The sequence below is a fragment of the Mucilaginibacter rivuli genome (genome assembly GCF_019391655.1).
Classification (GTDB): domain Bacteria; phylum Bacteroidota; class Bacteroidia; order Sphingobacteriales; family Sphingobacteriaceae; genus Mucilaginibacter; species Mucilaginibacter rivuli.
The window spans coordinates 91,095-110,410 of the sequence record NZ_JAHXPQ010000008.1 but is presented as its reverse complement, the minus strand read 5'-3'; the positions used below and the strand labels follow the sequence as shown (position 1 = coordinate 110,410).

Genomic DNA, 19,316 nt, shown 5'->3' with positions numbered 1-19,316 from the left:
TTAAAACTCCACTTTCCAAATCACTACTTCTTTATCATCACTCACAGAAAGCAATTTTGTACCCTCATCATACCAGCCCAGTTTGTTGATGGACAAACGGTGAATAGGAAACCCCTTTTCGCGGCTGATATTTTTATATAGTTTAAAATCATCTGAACCCCATATCTTGATGCTCTTATCCATGCTGGCAGTAGCAAAATAAGGCTCGGTAGGATGGAAAGCGATATGGTTAACGGCAAATAAGTGTGCCGGGATATTTTTGACCTCATTATAGGTAACGGCATCCCATATCTTTACCTGCGCATCGCGGGCGCCTGATGCTAAATAACTGCCATCCGGGGCGTAAGCCAGTGTGAAGACCGACATGGTATGCCCCGTGATTTCTTTTATCAGTGTATAATCTTCAAGATCGTAAATTTTGATGCTGTTATCGCGGCAGCCAAAGGCCACTTGTTTTTCGTTTGGCGATATGGCAATACAACGCACGGTATCATGCGAAACTTTGATGGTGTGCAGTAGCTGCAGCGTTTCTAAGCTCCATACAGACACTGTGCCGTCTTCGGATGCGATGAGTAGTTCCTTTTTATGTCGAACTGACTTGATGTCAAACACGGGCGCCTTATGCGTTCTGAGCGGTGCTATGAGTTGCTGTTTGATAAAATCGAATACCAAAACCTCACCGCTGCGCAAGCCCGTAAACAATAATGGAAAGCCAACAGGCCCATGCACCGCATAAATGGATGTAGGTACCGGGAACATTACTTTGATGAAAGTATTATCCTTTAAATTCCATTCTACCAAGCCTTTGTCGTTACCGCCGGTAAACAGTATTCCCGGTTTCTGCGAAAGCTCCAGTGTGAAGATGGGGTTGCTATGTCCCGATAATTCGGTTATTTTCTCGACGTTCATTTTTTAATTTCTCTATCACGCCATTGCGAGGAACGAAGCAATCCTAAACTATTTATTCGTTTAGGCATGTCGTCTACATATCTATCGAAGATTGTATCGTGCCTCCGCAATGACGCGTTTGTTATTTCGCCGCTTCATAATCATAAACCTCCTTTGAAATCCACGCGATCACCGATTCGCGGGTAACAAGGTCGGCAGATGAATTATTTACAAAAATAGCGATAGCTAAATGTTTTCCGTTTGGTAGCGTTATCACTCCAACGTCATTTGTGGCGGCGGCGATGCCTTTATCGTTAGTGCTGCTGCGGCCTGTTTTGTGTGCTACCATTGTTCCGGCGGGCAATAAACCTTTTATCTGATTAGGCCCGGTGCTGGTGGCCTGCATAATTTGCCAAAGGTAGGCGTGGCTTGTTTTAGACAGGAAATTTGGCTTCATGGCTATATCCAACAAACGTATCATCTCTTTTGCAGTAGTCCAGTTGGTAAACTGCACATCCCATGCCTGTGCCATTTGGTATTCTGTAGCTTTTACAGCTATTTTACTGATACCGAAGCTGTGCATATAATCGTCCACCACATCAGTACCGCCCAATACTTTCAACAATATATCACAGGCATCATTATCACTCAGTGATACCATGTAACTCAATAACTCTTTTACCGATACATCAACATTTCCTTCCGGGAATTTATCGCGCAGGGGGCTATAGGTTTCAGGCAGATCGCTTTTGCTGATGTGGATAAGCGAATCAAGCTTTAACCGGCCATCGTCAACCGCGTTTAAAACCGTTATCGCTATCGGGAACTTCATTACGCTTTGCATAGGTAAATGAAGGTTACCGTTGTAGGAGAGGGTATCCTGACCTTCAAGCACCATCATAGCAAAGCCTACCGTGCCGTTGGCTTGTTTGGCGATATCCTGTACCCTTAACCGCAATGAATCTGATTTCGATTGCGCGCGAACACTTAACGCAATTGATATGGAGATAACGAATAGTAGAAATGACTTATACATTGACAGATGGTTATTTCAGTATTCTACACCACGGCATTGCGAGGTACGAAGCAATCCTAAATTATACATATCGCATACTGTTCTATCGAGGATTGCTTCGTACCTCGCAATGACGTAATTTTTTAGCTGGTTATCTATGCCTCGACTCTAAATTTTTGGCAATAACGTCCAGACTCAAATTCTTCTCACGCAGCAAAACCAACAGGTGGAAAACAAGATCTGAAGCTTCGTTAATCAGGTCGGTTTCTGTTTCGGCCAGGGCGGCTATTACTGTTTCAACACCTTCTTCGCCAACCTTTTGGGCAATCTTGTTCAGGCCTTTTTTACGCAGCTTGTTAACGTAAGATTCTTCTGACGGATTGTCATACCTGTTGTTTATAACATTCTGTAATTCAAATATAAAGTTTTGATTATATGAAGTTTTAAAACAACTGCGATCGCCGGTATGGCATGTAGGGCCATCGGCCTTAACTTTAATGAGCAGGGTATCATTATCACAATCAAGCGCGATGCTTTTTACATGCAAAAAGTTGTTGCTGGTTTCGCCTTTTGTCCACAGCCTGTTTTTGGTGCGCGAGAAAAAAGTAACGATGTTTTCGGCAACGGTTTTATCATAAGCTTCCCGGTTCATGTAGCCCAGCATTAGCACCTCAAGCGTTTGCTCATCCTGTATTACTACCGGAACCAAGCCGTTTGTTTTATCAAAATCAATATTCATATTCTATTTTCTTGCTCGTCTTTGCGAGGTACGAAGCAATCTCTGCGCGACAGGTCTCCGATAAGCATCATCGACTTGCGTGTGTAGGGGTTGCTTCGCTATCGCTCGCAATGACGTTTTTTATTATATTCTAACTTCAATCCCTTTATCTTTCAATATTCCTTTCAGATCAGGTATCAATATCTCACCATAATGAAACACCGATGCTGCCAAAGCCGCATCTACATTAGCCTGTTCAAACACATCCACAAAGTGCTGCACGTTGCCTGCACCGCCAGAAGCGATCACCGGGATATGTACAGCATTATTAATGGTTTTTAGGAATGTGCAATCAAAGCCTGCCTTTGTACCATCATGATCCATTGATGTCAGCAATATCTCGCCTGCACCACGGCTTTCGGCTTCAAGTATCCAGTCGAATGTTTCTTTTTCTGTCGGGATACGGCCACCGTTCAGGTAAACTATATTTTTTCCATCGGTATGGCGTGTATCAACAGCCACTACCACAAACTGAACACCAAATGCACCCGCTAATTCATCAATCAAACCCGGTGTACGTACCGCTGCTGAGTTAATGGATACTTTATCCGCCCCGGCGTTTAAAAGCGCGTCGGCGTCAGCTATTGAGTTGATACCGCCACCTATTGTAAAAGGGATATTGATGTTTCGGGCAACGGCTTTAACCAGCTCTACCAAAGTTTTGCGGCGTTCGTGTGTAGCGGTAATATCCAAAAAAACCAACTCATCCGCACCTTGCTGCGAGTATTGCCAGGCCAATTCAACCGGGTCGCCGGCATCACGCAGATCAACAAAGTTGACGCCCTTTACCGTACGGCCATCTTTAACGTCTAAACAAGGGATTATTCTTTTAGCTAACATAAGTTTACTATCACGTCATTGCGAGGTACGAAGCAATCCTCGATAGAAAGGTCTGCGATATGCATAGTTTAGGATTGCTTCGTGCCTCGCAATGACGGTTATTATATAGAGACTAACGACTGTAAATTCCAGTCTTTTATCTCATCAATCGATATTTTATTCTCGTAAATAGCTTTGCCAACTACACACGATTCTACTTTGATCTTGTTCAAAGCCTCAATATCCGCCATTGAGCTTACACCACCCGAAGCGATCAGTTTAATGAAAGGAGAGTGGTCAAGCAGTTTTTCGTAAAGTTCAATACCCGCGCCGCCCAGCTTACCGTCTTTGCTGATATCTGTACATAAAAAGCGGTAGAAGCCTAAACGCAGGCATTTATCAACGTAATCCATTAGTTTAATAGGCGAGCTTTCCATCCAGCCTGAGTATTTTATTACCTCGTCTAACACATCGATAGCTACAACTACACGGTCTAATGTTTGGTTGTTTTTTGAAAGTGACTTGCTCAACTCTTCTAAGAAATCAGGATTAGTTATGGCTTGTGTACCCACAATAACGCGGTGGATACCTGCATCCAATAACTCTTTAACTTTTTCAACACTGCGAACGCCGCCACCATACTGCACCTTCATATCCGTTTTACGAATAATATCGTAAAGGTATTGTTGATTGCTGAAATCGCCTTTAGCGCCGTTAAGGTCGATAATGTGGATAAAGTCGGTGCCGTGGCTTTGGTACTTGTCTATCATTTCCTCAAGCGTAACCTCATAATTGGTTACATCATCGTAATTACCTTCGCGCAGGCGAACTACTTTTTTATCGAGAATATCTATTGCGGGGATTATGTACATGGTTATGTTTTAAAGGTTTGCAAAGTTAGTTAAAAGTTGTTCGCCAAATGCACCCGATTTTTCGGGGTGAAACTGAACGCCGTAAAAATTATTTTTAACTATTGATGCTGAGAATTTCAAACTATAATCTGTTGATGCTAAAGTGTATGCATCGTTAAACTCAATAAAGTAAGAGTGCACAAAATAAAAGTGGGCGCCTTGCGGGATGCCTTTAAACAGCAGGTTCTCACTTTCGTGGTAAACACGGTTCCAGCCGGTGTGGGGTACTTTATATTCGGCGCTATCGGCAAAACGCAGGGTCTTTACCGGGATAATATCAAGCAGGTTTGAATCGCCTTCTTCTGAGTAGGAAGTGATCAGCTGCATACCCACACAAATACCCAGTGTAGGTTTTTCAAGTGCTTTTATTTTAGGAACCAAACCGGTAGACACCAATTTATTCATAGCCGCGCCGGCGTGTCCAACACCCGGGATAATGTAGCGGTCGTATTGCTCAAAATCAGCCTCGGTATGTATCATACCATAGCTAATGCCCAGCCTGTCCAAAGCCGAAGTGAGTGAGAATATATTGCCTGCGCCGTAATAAACTATACCTATCATATTTGATTAGAATCAAGAATCGAGAATCAAGATGCAAGACACCTATCTCAATCCAATACATATTTTCAAGAGTCTAGATTCCTGCATCTTGACTCTTGATTCTATTTTATAATACTCCTTTAGTTGAAGGCAGCACCATATTATTCACATCTCTGCGTACAGCCATTTTAATGGCTTTGGCGAAGGCTTTAAATATGGCCTCTATCTTATGGTGTTCGTTTTGACCTTCTGCTTTGATATTGAGGTTGCATTTTGCCGCGTCGGAGAATGATTTGAAGAAATGGTAGAACATTTCCGTCGGCATTTCGCCTATCTTTTCGCGCTTAAACTCGGCATCCCAAACTATCCAGTTGCGTCCACCAAAATCAATAGCAACCTGAGCCAGGCAATCGTCCATCGGTAAACAGAAACCGTAACGCTCAATACCACGTTTATCGCCTAAAACGGTTAAAAACGCTTCGCCTAAAGCAATGCCGGTATCTTCGATGGTGTGATGCTCATCAATATGCAGATCGCCTTTGGCAATAACTTCCAGGTCGATGCTGCCGTGGCGGGCTATCTGATCGAGCATGTGATCAAAAAAATGTAAACCTGTAGATACCTTCGCATCACCGCTGCCATCCAGATTGATCTTGATCTCGATATCAGTTTCTTTGGTTTTTCGGGTATGCTCAGTAGTGCGCTCGCCGAGTTTTAAAAACTCGTATATCTTTTTCCAGTCGGTTGTTTCTAAAGCTACAGTCGCTTTTACAACAGCTTGTTGCTCATCGGTAAACTCGCCGCCACCTAAATTGCTGCTGTTATTTATCCAGATGGCTTTTGCACCTAAATTTTTTGCCAGTAAAACATCATTCAGTCGGTCGCCAATGGTGAACGAGTTGGCGAGGTCGTAAACTTCGGCATCAAAGTATTTACCTAACAATGCTGTACCCGGTTTCCGGGTAGGGGCGTTATCTTTAGCAAAAGTACGGTCGATGATATAATCACTAAACACCACACCCTCATTCGCCAATGTATTGATAACAAAGTTTTGTACCGGCCAAAAGGTATCTTCGGGATAAACCGATGTGCCTAAACCATCCTGGTTGGTTACCATTACCAGTTCAAAATCAAGCTCTTTAGCTATTTTAGGCAGGTATTGCAACATGGCAGGGTAAAACTCCAGCTTACCGAACGAGTCGATCTGTTCATCTGCAGGCTCGGTTATCAGGGTGCCATCACGGTCAATAAAAAGTATGCGTTTAAGTTTGTTCATTTTGCGTGGCAAAAATATTAAATAATGTTGACGGACAGTAGGATATATCGATTATCTGAACGTTTTTACAGCTTCTAACAATATGCTGTTCTCCAATGGTGTACCTACGGTTATACGCAGGCAGCCTTCGCATAATTCCACTTTCGATCGGTCGCGCACAATAATACCGCGCTCAACCAAGTGATTATAAATACCCTTTGCATCGGTTGTTTTAGCTAAGATAAAATTAGCATCTGATGGGTAAATATCCAGTACAAAGTCTAGTTCTTTTAATCCTAATACCAAATTATCACGCTCAGTTAAGGTTTGTTTTATCCAATCGTTCACCTGCTCCACATTTTGCAAGGCCTCTAAAACCAATTGCTGTGTTGCCTCGTTAATGTTGTAAGGTGGCTTAACGCGATTCATCACCTCGATGATCTCCTCGCTGGCAAAGGCCATTCCTAAACGTAAACCGGCCAAACCCCATGCTTTGGATAGGGTTTGTAAAACAACTAAATTAGCGTACTCAGTTAACTCCTGTATAAAAGTTTTTTGGCGACTGAAATTGATATACGCCTCATCTACAACTACTAAACCGTTAAAATTAGCCAGCAGGGTTTCAATATCCGCACGGTTAATAGAGTTACCCGTTGGGTTATTGGGCGAGCAAACAAATATCATTTTGGTATGCTCATCAATGGCCTCGGCAATACCTTCCAGGTTCAACTGATACTCAGGTGTTAACGGTACACGTTTGATTGTCACATCGTTAATATTTGCCGAAACCTCGTACATGCCATACGTTGGCGGTACCAGTATCACATTATCAATACCCGGTTCGCAAAAACTGCGGAACAAGATATCGATAGCCTCGTCGCTGCCATTACCTAAAAATATGTTGCGTACCGGTAGGCCCTTTATCTCCATCAAACGCTTTTTAACGGCGTATTGCATTGGGTCGGGGTAGCGGTTGTATTGTTGCTCCAGCGGCGAGCCGAATGCGTTTTCGTTGGCATCAAGGTATACGCTCGCCTCACCCTGAAACTCATCGCGTGCGGAAGAGTAGGGTTTGAGGGTTTTGATGTTTTGTCTGATAATATTGTTTATACTAAACATTGTTTTTATCGCTTTATATCATTGGCAGCGATAGCGTGGCAATCTCTGAGAAAGGTATACGACATGCATTGTTTGCTACATGCCTCAGTGATTGCTTCGTGCCTCGCAATGACATAGTTTGTTATTGCTATTTATTCATTCTCAACGTCACCGCGTTCTTATGGGCATGCAGCCCTTCCAATTCGGCTAATATTTCTACACTTGGCCCGATGTTTTGGATGCCATCGGGCGTAATATGCTGGAAAGTTATCTTTTTCACAAAGGAATCAACTGATACACCTGAATATGCCCTTGCATAAGCACTTGTGGGTAGTGTGTGATTTGTTCCCGATGCATAATCGCCGACGCTTTCAGGCGTCAGGTTCCCTAAAAATACTGAACCCGCATTGATAATATCGCCTGTTATTTGATTCCAGTTTTCTGTTGCCAGGATCAAGTGCTCCGGTGCGTACAGGTTACTGAATTGCATTGCTTGTTTTAAATCATCTGCTAATACCGCGTACGAGTTTTCAATTGCCTTCGTGGCTATTTCGGCCCTTGGCAATATGGGTAACTGTTTTTCTAAAGCAGCTAAAGTAGCATCAATAATGTTTTGTGATGTTGCCACTAAAACAGCCTGACTATCAATACCGTGTTCGGCCTGTGCTAACAGGTCGGCGGCAACAAACTCCGGGTTACTGGTATCATCAGCTATCACCAATACTTCCGAAGGGCCTGCAGGCATATCAATGGCGCAGGTAGTGGTTGATTGTATGATAGTTTTAGCTTTGGTTACAAACTGGTTACCCGGGCCAAATATTTTATCCACTGCGGGAATACTTTCGGTACCGTAAGCCATAGCGGCAACAGCCTGTGAACCTCCCGCAAGGTAAATCCTTTCAATGCCCAGCAATTGAGCCACATAGGCTATAAAGGCATTCACCTTACCGTTTTTTTGCGGCGGCGAGCAAACAACTATCTGGTGGCAACCGGCAATTTGTGCGGGTATGCCTAACATTAAAAACGTGCTTGGTAAAACAGCCGTTCCACCTGGTATATATAAACCTACCCGCTCAATTGGCCTTAACTCGCGCCAGCAGGTTACCCCGGGCATGGTTTCAACCTTATCCTCAGTTTTTAGCTGCGTTTGGTGGAATTTTTTGATGTTATTATAAGCCGTTTGCAAAGCTGCTTTTTGCTCAGGCGCAAGCGTAGAGGCTAAACCGGCCAGTTCGGCTTTATCAAGGTAGAGTTTATTCAAAACAACCTTATCAAACTTTTCGGCATAGTCTATCAAAGCCTTGTCGCCATGTTTGCGCACGTTGGCTATCACATCCTCTACAACCGTGCGTATCTCATTCGCCGGGTCAACGTTACGTTGAACGAGTTGTTTGAGTTGCTGTAAACTTAAATCCCTATACTTAAATGTTTTCATTCCAGATATTCAATTCACCCTTCAGGGGGTTAGGGGGCTACGTAATTATCTTCTCTATCGGCATCACAACAATACCTTGTGCGCCGGCTTGTTTTAGTTTACTTATTTTCTCCCAAAAATCACGTTCCTGTATTACGGTGTGTACGGCCACCCAATCCGGTTCGGCCAATGGTACTACTGATGGGCTTTTTACACCTGGTAGTAGGTCTACAACTTTTTGCAGGTTTTCTTTGGCAACATTCAATACTACATATTTGGTTTCTTTAGCACGCAATACCGATTGTATGCGTTCTATCAGTTCCTGTATCAGGTCAGCGTTCTCAATATTCTTATTGCCAATAAGTATCGCTTCCGATTTCATTACATCAGCAAAAGGTTTTAAACCATTGCTTTTTAGTGTGCCACCTGTTGATACGATATCAAATATCGCATCGCTTAAACCCAAACCCGGTGATATTTCTACCGAACCGGATATCATGCGGATATCCGACTTAATGTTATTGTCAGCTAAAAACTTACCCAAAATAGCAGGGTAGGATGTAGCGATGGCCTTACCGTTTAGGTCAGTCAGCGTTTTAATATCGCTGTCGTTTTGTACGGCTATCTTTAAAGTGCATTTTCCAAAACCCAGGCGTTGCAGGTAATCTACATCAACCTCGGTTTCTTCTATCATGTTTTCGCCCACAATGCCAATATCGGCAATGCCATCCTGTACGTATTCGGGGATATCGTCATCGCGTAAAAAAAGTATCTCCAAAGGGAAATTTGATACAGGCGATATTAACGAGCTTTTATAGTTTTCGAAGTTTAAACCACAATTTTTTAGCAGCTCAACAGATTTTTCATTCAGGCGGCCCGACTTTTGGATCGCTATTTTAAGTGTCTTCACAAAATTTGAATTAAGGGTAGTAATAAGGATGAACAGGTATTAAAATTAACATACAGATATGCGGATCGTTACTTTGTACGATGATGCAGATGCAGTTGATGTATGTTAAAACCTTTCATTTATTGGAGGTAAGTTGCTGCAAATATAGGGATATATTAGAAAAATCAAATAGAACTCTATTTTCTTGATGCCTGACTCTGGATTCTTGCTTCTATTCAGGTTTACATCTGATCCCTCACCTCCAACAAAAAGCTCTTAATGCTTTCCAGCGAGGCGATAACACTTTGGTTCTCTTTTGTGCCTTCCAGGTTCTGTTTCAGGTAATCTTTAGCGCCTTGCAGGGTATAGCCCTTGTCGTTAATAAGGTTGAAGATGATTTTCAGGTTTTCGATATCCTCGTTAGTAAAGTAGCGGTTTCCCTTTTTGTTCTTTTTGGGTTGAAGAATATCAAATTCCTTTTCGTAAAAACGCAGCAGCGACTGGTTTACATCAAACATGGCCGCAACCTCGCCCATGGTATAGTACATTTTAGATATTTCGCGTTCTTTGTAAGGCATATGCAAATTTAAGTCTTTAGTCGATAGTCTGTAGTCTTGAGTCAAAAATATTTTATCGAAACCGGCTCAAGACTCCCGACTCAAGACTTTCGACTTTCCTACTAAAAACTATCTTTGCATTTTATAATAAAATACCATGACCGCTTCAGAAATACGCCAGGCTTATTTAGATTTTTTTGCTTCCAAACAACATACCATCGTTCCCTCGGCACCCATTGTGGTAAAGAACGACCCTACGTTGATGTTTACCAACGCAGGCATGAACCAGTTTAAGGATGTGTTTTTGGGCGAGGCGGCAGCGGTTAGTCCCCGTGTGGCTGATACGCAGCGTTGTTTGCGGGTGTCGGGCAAGCATAATGATCTGGAAGAGGTGGGTATTGATACCTATCACCATACCATGTTCGAGATGCTTGGTAACTGGAGTTTTGGCGACTACTTTAAAAAAGAAGCCATTGCCTGGAGCTGGGAGCTATTGACCGAGGTTTATAAGCTTGATAAAGACCGCCTGTACGTATCGTACTTTGAAGGTGACGAAAAAGAAGGTTTAGCGCCTGATACCGAAACGCTTGAACTGTGGAAACAATACGTAGCCGCCGACCATATTGTTAAAGGAAACAAAAAAGATAATTTTTGGGAAATGGGCGAAACCGGCCCCTGCGGCCCGTGTACCGAGATACATTTTGACAGCCGACCCGATGCTGAAAGGAAACAAGTAGATGGCGCAAGCCTGGTTAACGGCGACAGCGACCAGGTGATTGAGATATGGAACAACGTATTTATGCAGTTTAACCGCTTAAAAGACGGCAGCCTGCAGCCATTGCCTGCCAAACACGTGGATACCGGTATGGGTTTTGAGCGTTTGGTGCGGGTGATACAAGGTAAGCGGTCGAATTATGATACGGATGTTTTCCAACCGATCATTCAATTCATCGCCGAAAAAAGTGGTATCCCTTACGGCAAAGAAGAAAGAACCGATATTGCCATGCGCGTTATGGCCGATCATATCCGTGCCATTAGCTTTGCTATTGCGGATGGGCAATTGCCTGCGAGTAATAAGGCAGGTTATGTGATCCGCCGGATATTACGCCGTGCGGTAAGGTATTCTTACCAGACTTTGAACTTTAAGGAACCCTTCTTAAACCAGTTGGTGCCTTTGTTGGCTAAACAGTTTGATGGGGTTTTTACTGAACTGGTAGAGCAGAAAGATTTTGTGCAAAAGGTTGTTTTGGAAGAAGAGACAGCATTTTTGAGGACCTTGGAAAAGGGTTTAACATTATTTGAAGACTTTTTTGTTGAGGAACTCAAGACTCGCGAATATATAAGTAACTATGACGGCCATAAAGATATCGTGGATGGGCGTTTTGCATTTGAACTATCCGATACCTATGGATTTCCTATCGATCTAACTGAACTAATGGCTCGTGAAAAGGGATGGACTGTTGACCTTGACGGTTACGAGGCTGCTCTCCACCAACAAAAACAACGCTCTAAATTGGCATCAGCAGTTAACGCGGGCGATTGGGTGGTTTTGCGTAATGGCGATACCCGCTTTGAGGGGTATGATGAAATGATGATAGACCGTGTAGAGATATTGCGGTATCGCAAGGTGAGTACACAAGGTAAAGAACAATATCATATCGTGCTGGACAGGACTCCTTTTTATCCCGAAGGTGGTGGCCAGATAGGCGATAAGGGCCAGTTGGTAAGTGAATGGTATAATGAACAAACAGGTCCGCTTGTGTTTGATGTGACCGATACGAAAAAGGAGAACGGCCTTATCATTCACGTAGCTACGCCAATGCCAACTTATACCCCCGAAGGGGTTGAGCAAGCGGGGCGTTTGCCAAACCCTGTGCCACGCACTTATATGGCCTATGCAAACCCTATGCGCCAATACACAAATGCTAACCACTCAGCCACTCACTTGCTGAATGGAGCCTTAAGGCAAATACTGGGCGATCATATCAGTCAGAAAGGCTCGTTGGTTACACCGGAGTACCTGCGTTTTGATTTCTCGCATTTCAGCAAGATCAGCGACAGCGACCTGGAAGCTATTGAGCGTACGGTAAACCAAAAGGTACGCGAGTGTATCCCACTAAAAGAAGAACGCAACGTTTTTTATCGCGATGCTATTGAAAGGGGCGTTACCGCTGCTTTTGGGGAAAAATATGGCGATTGGGTACGGGTGATCACGTTCGATTCTAATTTTAGTCAGGAGTTATGTGGTGGTACACACGTAAAAAATACAGGAGAGATCGGTTTCTTCAAGATCATATCCGAAAGCGCCGTTGCCGCAGGTGTTCGCCGCATAGAGGCCCTTACCAGCGTTTTTGCAGAAAATTATATCAGTGAACAGTTTGCCGCGCTTAATGGTGTTAAAGCGGCGTTGAAAAATCCGGCCAACGTAGTTAAAAGTGTGGAAGACTTGGTAGAAGAGAACGCGAAGCTTAAAAAAGCACAAGGCAAGGCTTTAATGCAACAGGCTTCGGGTTTAAAGCAAGGCCTTGCAGATAAAGCTCAAAGCATAAACGGCATCAACTTTATCGCCGAAAGGGTGGACCTGCCCAATGCCGACACGGTTAAAAATTTAGCTTACAGCATTAAGGATATTGTTACCGATATGTTGCTGGTATTGGCAGCCGAGTTTGATGGCAAGCCAAGCCTGACAGTTATGCTATCTGAAAACTTAGTGAAAGATAAAGGTTTAGATGCCGGCAAGATAGTGCGCGAACTGGCTAAAGAGATACAGGGCGGCGGCGGCGGCCAGCCTTTTTATGCAACAGCAGGTGGTAAAGATGCGAGCGGTTTAGACAGGGCCCTGGAAAAAGCGAAAAGTTTTATACCATAATTTAGATTTGACAGCTTTTTAAATTTGTCAAATCTATCAAATGCAAAAAAGCCATCCTGGTATTCGGGATGGCTTTTTGCATGGTAATCATAGTTAATATTTAGTCGCCATGGCCGTGGCCTTTACCATTGCCATGTTTATCACCCTTGTCTTGGTGCTTGTCATATTTCTGCTCTTGTTTTTCGTATTTCTTTTCCTCTTTGTAATATTCTTTTTCCTGTTTGTTCGGTTTACCATGATATTTCGGGTCGCGCGAATCGCGAATGATGGTTTGTTTACCTTTCCATCCTTTATATTTACCATATTCAACCCTGTCCTGGTTATAGTTAAGGTAGGGACGTGGCCTGTTTACAACTACTTTATAGCCTGAATACAGGTCATAATTAGCATACCTGCCGGGTAAGTTAGCCGCGTATATCCATCTGCCGTTGCTTAAATAAATAAACTGATGGGTTGATACACTATAATAGCTTTCTACATCGGGCAGGTAATAATAATCGGCCCTGTCATAACCAACAGGCCCCCATGTAGGCTGTGAGCCTATATTAACACTAATGCTCAGTTGGGCTTTAGTTTGTGTAATGCCTGCTGCAATGAATAGCGCCATGGCGGCAAGTACTATTTTAACTTTTTTCATGTTATAAATTTTAGTTATTTAACACTATTAATTCAATATTTATGCCGAAATATGTGGCTCCGTTATTGATAAACGGGAATAAGCTTATATTTGACACCTGTAATAGTCCGGAGTTTAACCGGAACGATTTTTTAGAATGACAAATACCCCGGTTTCGAACATTGAAAAATATGAGTTGGTTGTTGGTTTAGAGGTGCATGCCCAGCTATCAACCAATACCAAAATATTTTCGTCAGACTCATCTGCATTTGGTGGTGGGCCCAATACACACATCAGCCCGGTATCTGTTGGGCATCCCGGTACTTTGCCGCGTACAAATACCAAAGCGGTAGAATATGCTGTTAAACTGGGCCTGGCTGTTGGCAGCAAGATCAGTTTAAATAACCACTTTGCCCGGAAAAATTACTTTTATGCCGATCTGCCGAAAGGCTACCAGATAAGCCAGGATATTGAGCCGATATGTGTTGGTGGTGCTGTTGAGGTGCGCCTTAAAAGCGGCGAAGTAAAAAACATCGCTATCCACCACATCCATATGGAAGAAGATGCAGGCAAAAGCATGCACGACCAGGACAGCACGCAATCATTCATCGACCTGAACAGGGCAGGGGTACCTTTGCTCGAAATTGTATCAGAACCCGATTTGAAAAGCGCCGAAGAAGCGCAGCAATACCTGACCGAGTTGCGTAAGCTGGTACGATACCTTGACATTTGCGATGGCAATATGGAAGAAGGCAGTATGCGCTGCGATGCCAATATTTCGGTACGGTTAAAGGGCACCACAACTTTAGGCAACCGCTGCGAGGTGAAAAACCTGAACTCGATACGTAATGTTCAACGCGCCATCGATCATGAGTTTTTGCGCCAGGTTAGCGTTATTGAGGCCGGCGGAAGAATAGATCAGAATACGCTTGATTTTGATGCCCATACCGGCGAAACATCAGTACTGCGCTCAAAAGAAATGGCGAATGATTATCGTTACTTCCCTGATCCGGATTTGCCACCTTTGGTACTTACCCAAAGTTATATTGATAATATACGTAAGGAAATGCCGGCTTTGCCGACAGAATTGTATATGAAATATACTACCGAATTGGGTTTATCATCATACGATGCATTGGTAATTACTGCTGATAAAGATGTGGTGAATTATTTTGAATCGCTGATAAAGCAAACCAGCCACTATAAATCGGCTGCAAACTGGTTAATGGGTACTGTAAAATCATACCTGAATGAAAACAGTATCAGCATTCAGGATTTCAAATTAAGTACAGCTCAGTTAGCTGGCCTTATCGCGTTGGTAGATAGCGGTAAGGTAAGTAATTCGGTAGCCGCACATAAAATATTCCCGGTACTGGTAGGCCACCCTGAAAAAACTGCTGAACAGGTAGCCAATGAGCAGAACCTGATAATTGAAGAAGGTGGTGTAGATGTAACATTGTTCATCAAAACAGCGCTTGCTAATCATCCCGATAAGGTAAAAGAATACCATAATGGAAAAAAAGGCGTTTTAGGCCTGTTTATGGGCGATATAATGAAGCTGTCAAAAGGGAAAATTGATCCCAAAAAAACTAACCAATTATTAATTGAAGTGTTAGAATCAACCAAATGAAAACAAGAGTAGTACTTTCAGTTATTATATCATTTTCGATTGCTTTAACCGCTTGTCGCGATAAAAACTCTTTCACTATTAGCGGAAAGGTGGAGCACCCGGGCAAAATTAAAACAGCGTTTCTTTTAAAAACAGATAGCACGCAATCGGGCAGCATGACGATAATCGATTCTGTAGCATTAACTGATGGGGAGTTTTCATTTAAACGTAACGTTGCCGACCCCCAGTTTTACGAAGTTTTATTAGGTAGTTTCCCGATAAACCTGATCGCGAGGAACGGAGAGGATATCAATATAAAAATTGAAGGAAAAGATACTACCGGTGCCTATGAAATATACGGATCGGAGGATTCTGAAAAAATGCGCACCTATAACAAAATAATGGCCGGTTATAGTAAAGTTACTAAAACTATAAACGATGAGTTTAGCGCAAAATATAAAACAGCTAAAAATAAAGCTGACTCTGACGCTTTAATAGCCTTTTATTATCCGCGTTTTGAAAAAAACATGGATGCAAGCAGTGCCGAGGTACTGAAATTTATGAATGAAAATGAAACCTCGCTGGCCGCCTTTTATGCATCGCAGGCTTTAGACAGGTTTAAGTATGAGCAGCAGTTGGTTGCTTATGCAGATTTTGTTAAAGGAAAGTTTCCGGGTAATGCTACTGTTAACTTTTTTGTTAAGACGATGATGGAGATCAAGCCTATTTCGGTAGGGCATGTTGCGCCAGATTTTACGCTTATTGATAGTGATAATAAACTTGTTAAACTGTCTGATTATAAAGGCAAATACATTATGTTGGATTTTTGGGCATCATGGTGCGCGCCATGCCGCAAAGAAAATCCTAATGTTGTTAAATTGTATGCTAAATTTAAAGATAAAGGTTTAAATATTTTAAGTATCAGCCTTGATGTTGAGCGTAAACCATGGCTTGAGGCTGTAGCTGCCGATAAGTTAACATGGCGCCATGCATCGGAGTTTCAACGCTTTGATGGCCCGGTTGAAAAGCTGTATAAAATTGAAGCCATTCCCTCAAATTTCATCATTGATCCTAAAGGTATAATTGTGGCAAAAAACATCACAGGCAAGCAACTTGAAGATTTTTTTAATAAAACGTTCAGTAAGTAGTAGCTGTACGTTAAATTAATGTGACCATTAACAATTTGTTAATATTGACTTAATCTTTTGCTATCTTTAAGGTTATACATTTACTGAAAAAAACAACCTTATGAGCAATCCAAAACAAAAAATCCTGATAGTTGATGATGAACCGGATATTTTGGAGTTGATAGAATATAACTTAAAGAAAGAAGGATACCAGGTATATACTGCCCATAATGGCCAGGAAGCTGTATCCGAAGCTAAAAAAGCCCTTCCAGACCTGATCATACTTGATATTATGATGCCTAAGATGGATGGAATAGAAGCCTGCCGTATTATGCGCACCATGCCCGAGTTTAAAAATACCTTTATGGTTTTTTTAACCGCCCGCAGCGAAGAGTACTCAGAAATTGCAGGTTTTAATGTGGGTGCCGATGATTATATAGCTAAACCGATAAAGCCACGCGCTTTGGTTAGCCGCATTAACGCTATACTACGCCGCAACTCGCCAACTGAAGAAGTATCTGACAATAAACTGGAAATTGGCGATCTGGTGATTGACCGCGAAGCATACCTTGTTTTTCAGGGTGGCGAAAAAGTAGTACTGGCCAAAAAAGAATTTGAATTGTTGTACCTGCTGGCATCAAAACCAGGTAAAGTATACACCCGCGAGGTTATCCTGAAAAACATATGGGAAGACAGCGTGGTGGTAACCAACCGTACCATTGATGTACACATACGCAAACTACGCGAAAAACTGGGCGAAACTTATGTATCTACCGTAAAAGGGGTGGGATATAAGTTTGAGCTACATTAATTTTTGATTTCGAATTTCGGATTTTCAATTTCGAATTTATTATTGAAGGCATTATCGTTTTTAAACAGATAATGCCTTCTTTTTTTAAAATGATTTCTGCCAAAAGGCAAATCCGAAATCGAAAATTCGAAATTCGACATCTTTCTGCGATATTTGCAGCGAAATGAAGATACCCAAGTTCCAGGATCTTATCCTGTTCGAAAATCCTGATATCATTGTTGTAAACAAACCACCTTTTATCAGTTCGCTTGATGAGCGTGAAGGTGGAGAGATCAATATGCTGCGTTTAGCCAAGGCTTACAGTGCGGATGCACAAATATGCCACCGCCTGGATAAAGAAACCTCAGGCGCGCTTATTATAGCTAAAAACCCCGAAGCTTACCGTTTGGTATCCATGCAGTTTGAGCGCCGCAAGGTGAAGAAGATATACCATGCCATTATTGAGGGTACACATACCTTTGATGATCTTACAATTGATTTGCCCATACTAAACGCAGGCAAAGGTAATGTAACCATTAGCAGGCAGGAAGGTAAAAAGGCCGAAACGCATTTTCAATCACTAAAATACTTTAAGCATTATACCTTGGTAGAGTGCCGCCCGGTAACAGGCCGTATGCACCAGATCCGTATCCACCTGGCTACACAGCGTGCATCAATAGCGGGGGATGAAATGTATAAAGGAGAGCCTGTTTTTTTATCCAAAATTAAACGAGGCTACCGCATTGGTAAAGACCAGGAAGAACTGCCCATTATGAAGCGCTTTGCCCTGCATGCTTATGAAGTAACGTTTAAGATAGATGAAAGCAATGAAGTCACTATCCACGCACCTTATCCAAAGGATTTTGATACGTTGCTGAAGCTGCTGGAGAAGTTTGATAGTTAGATACGATTTTAACGTAATTAAAACCGTATCCCCGCACTAATACTTCCCGTCCACATGCGGGTACTTAAATTGTACCCGTTAAATATGCTTTCTTTATCAAATACAGGCAGTGCAGTGTATTCAAAACGCAGATCGCAAAAGGGGCGCATGCGTTTTTGCCTGTTCCCGCCAAATTGCAAACCAGCTACCGGGCTCAGGTTAAGTTTACGAACATTATCGAGATTATAATCTGCCGAGCCTACGCTGCCGTCTTTATTATGATATAACTGTGTTACCCCGGTTTTGATAGCTAAGGCCGGTGCAATACCGCCATACACCAGGTATGAGAACCTTGATTTTGGCCCCATTAAATTATATTGTACTAATAAGGGTAACGCTATATAATCAATTTTATACCGGTAATAATTATACTCGCCCTCAACACTGCTCGAGCTCCCGCTGCTAAAAGTACCATAACCAACACGATAGGCTGCCCCCCGTGCATTGTACAATAACTCGGTGGCTATTGAAAAGGATTTGCTGATGGGATAGTCGGCAGTTACACCAGCTATAATACTTACACGAAAGTATTTTGTATAATTCTCAAAAAAACGGCTGCTCGAGGTGAGCTTTGAATATGGATCAAATGGTGCAACATCATTGGTGAATGACGACAGGTTAACGCCACCTTTAACGCTTAAATGTATTTTTTTTATAATTTGTTTTTGCGCGATGGCATTAACAACCGGCAATAAAGCCAGCAAAACTAAAGGCAATGCTCTTTTTATCATAACAGGTAAATTGGTTTGATAAAAATAAGTATTTAATAATAAATAGATTAAAGGTTATTTTTTCTTCTTTTTTGCATCCAGATAATCCTGTCTTATTTTAATGAGATCAATAGGGGCACAGTCAGTAATGAGTTGCGCTGCGATAGTTAAAGGTATTTCATCGGCATTTTTAAAGTTGATACAACCTTTCTGAAATTTTGCTTTGGGAAGTAGGTTAACATACTTTTCATGTAAAGGCGCATTCATGTACATGGGTAATACATGCAGGCTCATATATTCTTTAGGCGCTGCCAGGCCGTATTTAAACGAGCCACGATCGTTATACAATATCATTTCTTTGCCCATCATCGTGCCAACAACCGCTTCAACACTTGGGTCGTTCTTTATGATGATCTCATGTAACGCTTTCAACAAGGGCTGGCGGATCGGGTCTTTTTGGTCAAGGTGTTCTGCTATGGTCATGCCTG

The 19,316-nt window shown here is 42.4% G+C and carries 19 protein-coding genes; 5 read left to right on the top strand and 14 right to left on the bottom strand.

Going from position 1 to position 19,316, the window contains the following annotated elements:
- From KXQ82_RS17690 to KXQ82_RS17640, 11 genes are all read right to left on the bottom strand, one after another.
- Nucleotides 1–909 (bottom strand): WD40 repeat domain-containing protein, encoded by a 909-nt coding sequence (locus KXQ82_RS17690; RefSeq protein WP_219489820.1) that lies wholly within the window; start codon nt 907–909, stop codon nt 1–3.
- Nucleotides 910–1,030: 121 nt separating this feature from the next.
- Entirely contained in the window at nt 1,031–1,924 is an 894-nt protein-coding gene (gene bla / locus KXQ82_RS17685) for a class A beta-lactamase, subclass A2 (RefSeq protein ID WP_219489819.1), read from the bottom strand.
- Nucleotides 1,925–2,054: 130 nt separating this feature from the next.
- Nucleotides 2,055–2,642 carry a bifunctional phosphoribosyl-AMP cyclohydrolase/phosphoribosyl-ATP diphosphatase HisIE gene (hisIE, locus tag KXQ82_RS17680; RefSeq protein ID WP_219489817.1) on the bottom strand — a complete coding sequence of 196 codons (588 nt, stop codon included), beginning with the start codon at nt 2,640–2,642 and terminating at the stop codon, nt 2,055–2,057.
- A 123-nt stretch (nt 2,643–2,765) separates the two neighbouring features.
- A complete protein-coding gene (gene hisF / locus KXQ82_RS17675) occupies nt 2,766–3,521 on the bottom strand; it encodes an imidazole glycerol phosphate synthase subunit HisF (protein WP_219489815.1) in 756 nt (251 codons plus the stop codon).
- A gap of 101 nt (nt 3,522–3,622) precedes the next feature.
- Entirely contained in the window at nt 3,623–4,372 is a 750-nt protein-coding gene (locus tag KXQ82_RS17670) for a 1-(5-phosphoribosyl)-5-[(5-phosphoribosylamino)methylideneamino]imidazole-4-carboxamide isomerase (protein ID WP_219489813.1), read from the bottom strand.
- A 9-nt stretch (nt 4,373–4,381) separates the two neighbouring features.
- On the bottom strand, nt 4,382–4,972 hold the full coding sequence (gene hisH / locus KXQ82_RS17665) for an imidazole glycerol phosphate synthase subunit HisH (RefSeq protein WP_219489811.1): 591 nt from the start codon (nt 4,970–4,972) through the stop codon (nt 4,382–4,384).
- 106 nt (nt 4,973–5,078) lie between these two features.
- The gene (hisB, locus tag KXQ82_RS17660; RefSeq protein ID WP_219489809.1) at nt 5,079–6,227 is read right to left on the bottom strand and encodes a bifunctional histidinol-phosphatase/imidazoleglycerol-phosphate dehydratase HisB; all 1,149 of its coding nucleotides are present in this window, start codon (nt 6,225–6,227) and stop codon (nt 5,079–5,081) included.
- Between the two features lie 51 nt (nt 6,228–6,278).
- Nucleotides 6,279–7,325, bottom strand: a complete 1,047-nt coding sequence (gene hisC, locus KXQ82_RS17655; protein WP_219489807.1) for a histidinol-phosphate transaminase — start codon at nt 7,323–7,325, stop codon at nt 6,279–6,281.
- 127 nt (nt 7,326–7,452) lie between these two features.
- Nucleotides 7,453–8,739: a histidinol dehydrogenase gene (hisD, locus tag KXQ82_RS17650; protein WP_219489805.1), complete on the bottom strand. Its 1,287-nt coding sequence runs from the start codon at nt 8,737–8,739 to the stop codon at nt 7,453–7,455.
- 37 nt (nt 8,740–8,776) lie between these two features.
- A complete protein-coding gene (gene hisG, locus KXQ82_RS17645; protein ID WP_219489803.1) occupies nt 8,777–9,628 on the bottom strand; it encodes an ATP phosphoribosyltransferase in 852 nt (283 codons plus the stop codon).
- 221 nt (nt 9,629–9,849) lie between these two features.
- Nucleotides 9,850–10,185 carry a MerR family transcriptional regulator gene (locus KXQ82_RS17640; RefSeq protein ID WP_219489801.1) on the bottom strand — a complete coding sequence of 112 codons (336 nt, stop codon included), beginning with the start codon at nt 10,183–10,185 and terminating at the stop codon, nt 9,850–9,852.
- A gap of 136 nt (nt 10,186–10,321) precedes the next feature.
- Here KXQ82_RS17640 and alaS point away from each other — a divergent pair, with 136 nt between their 5' ends.
- Complete coding sequence (gene alaS / locus KXQ82_RS17635; RefSeq protein ID WP_219489798.1) at nt 10,322–13,033, top strand: alanine--tRNA ligase; 2,712 nt, start codon at nt 10,322–10,324, stop codon at nt 13,031–13,033.
- Between the two features lie 100 nt (nt 13,034–13,133).
- Here alaS and KXQ82_RS17630 read toward each other — a convergent pair whose 3' ends face one another.
- Nucleotides 13,134–13,670, bottom strand: a complete 537-nt coding sequence (locus KXQ82_RS17630) for a hypothetical protein (RefSeq protein WP_219489796.1) — start codon at nt 13,668–13,670, stop codon at nt 13,134–13,136.
- Nucleotides 13,671–13,806: 136 nt separating this feature from the next.
- Between KXQ82_RS17630 and gatB the strand changes: the two genes are divergently transcribed.
- The 4 genes from gatB (at nt 13,807) to KXQ82_RS17610 (ending at nt 18,079) form a co-directional block, all read left to right on the top strand.
- Nucleotides 13,807–15,279, top strand: a complete 1,473-nt coding sequence (gene gatB, locus KXQ82_RS17625) for an Asp-tRNA(Asn)/Glu-tRNA(Gln) amidotransferase subunit GatB (RefSeq protein WP_219489794.1) — start codon at nt 13,807–13,809, stop codon at nt 15,277–15,279.
- Nucleotides 15,276–16,406: a TlpA disulfide reductase family protein gene (locus KXQ82_RS17620; RefSeq protein ID WP_219489792.1), complete on the top strand. Its 1,131-nt coding sequence runs from the start codon at nt 15,276–15,278 to the stop codon at nt 16,404–16,406. The genes gatB and KXQ82_RS17620 overlap by 4 nt, the downstream gene beginning before the upstream one ends.
- 100 nt (nt 16,407–16,506) lie before the next feature.
- The gene (locus tag KXQ82_RS17615; RefSeq protein WP_219489790.1) at nt 16,507–17,196 is read left to right on the top strand and encodes a response regulator transcription factor; all 690 of its coding nucleotides are present in this window, start codon (nt 16,507–16,509) and stop codon (nt 17,194–17,196) included.
- A 163-nt stretch (nt 17,197–17,359) separates the two neighbouring features.
- Nucleotides 17,360–18,079: an RluA family pseudouridine synthase gene (locus tag KXQ82_RS17610; RefSeq protein ID WP_219489788.1), complete on the top strand. Its 720-nt coding sequence runs from the start codon at nt 17,360–17,362 to the stop codon at nt 18,077–18,079.
- A 17-nt stretch (nt 18,080–18,096) separates the two neighbouring features.
- Here the strand turns inward: KXQ82_RS17610 and KXQ82_RS17605 are convergent, their stop codons facing one another.
- Both KXQ82_RS17605 and KXQ82_RS17600 read right to left on the bottom strand, forming a co-directional pair.
- A complete protein-coding gene (locus KXQ82_RS17605) occupies nt 18,097–18,849 on the bottom strand; it encodes a porin family protein (protein WP_219489786.1) in 753 nt (250 codons plus the stop codon).
- Between the two features lie 54 nt (nt 18,850–18,903).
- Nucleotides 18,904–19,311, bottom strand: coding sequence for a DUF1801 domain-containing protein (locus KXQ82_RS17600; protein WP_219489784.1), 408 nt, complete (start codon nt 19,309–19,311; stop codon nt 18,904–18,906).
- Between the last annotated feature and the right edge of the window lie 5 nt (nt 19,312–19,316).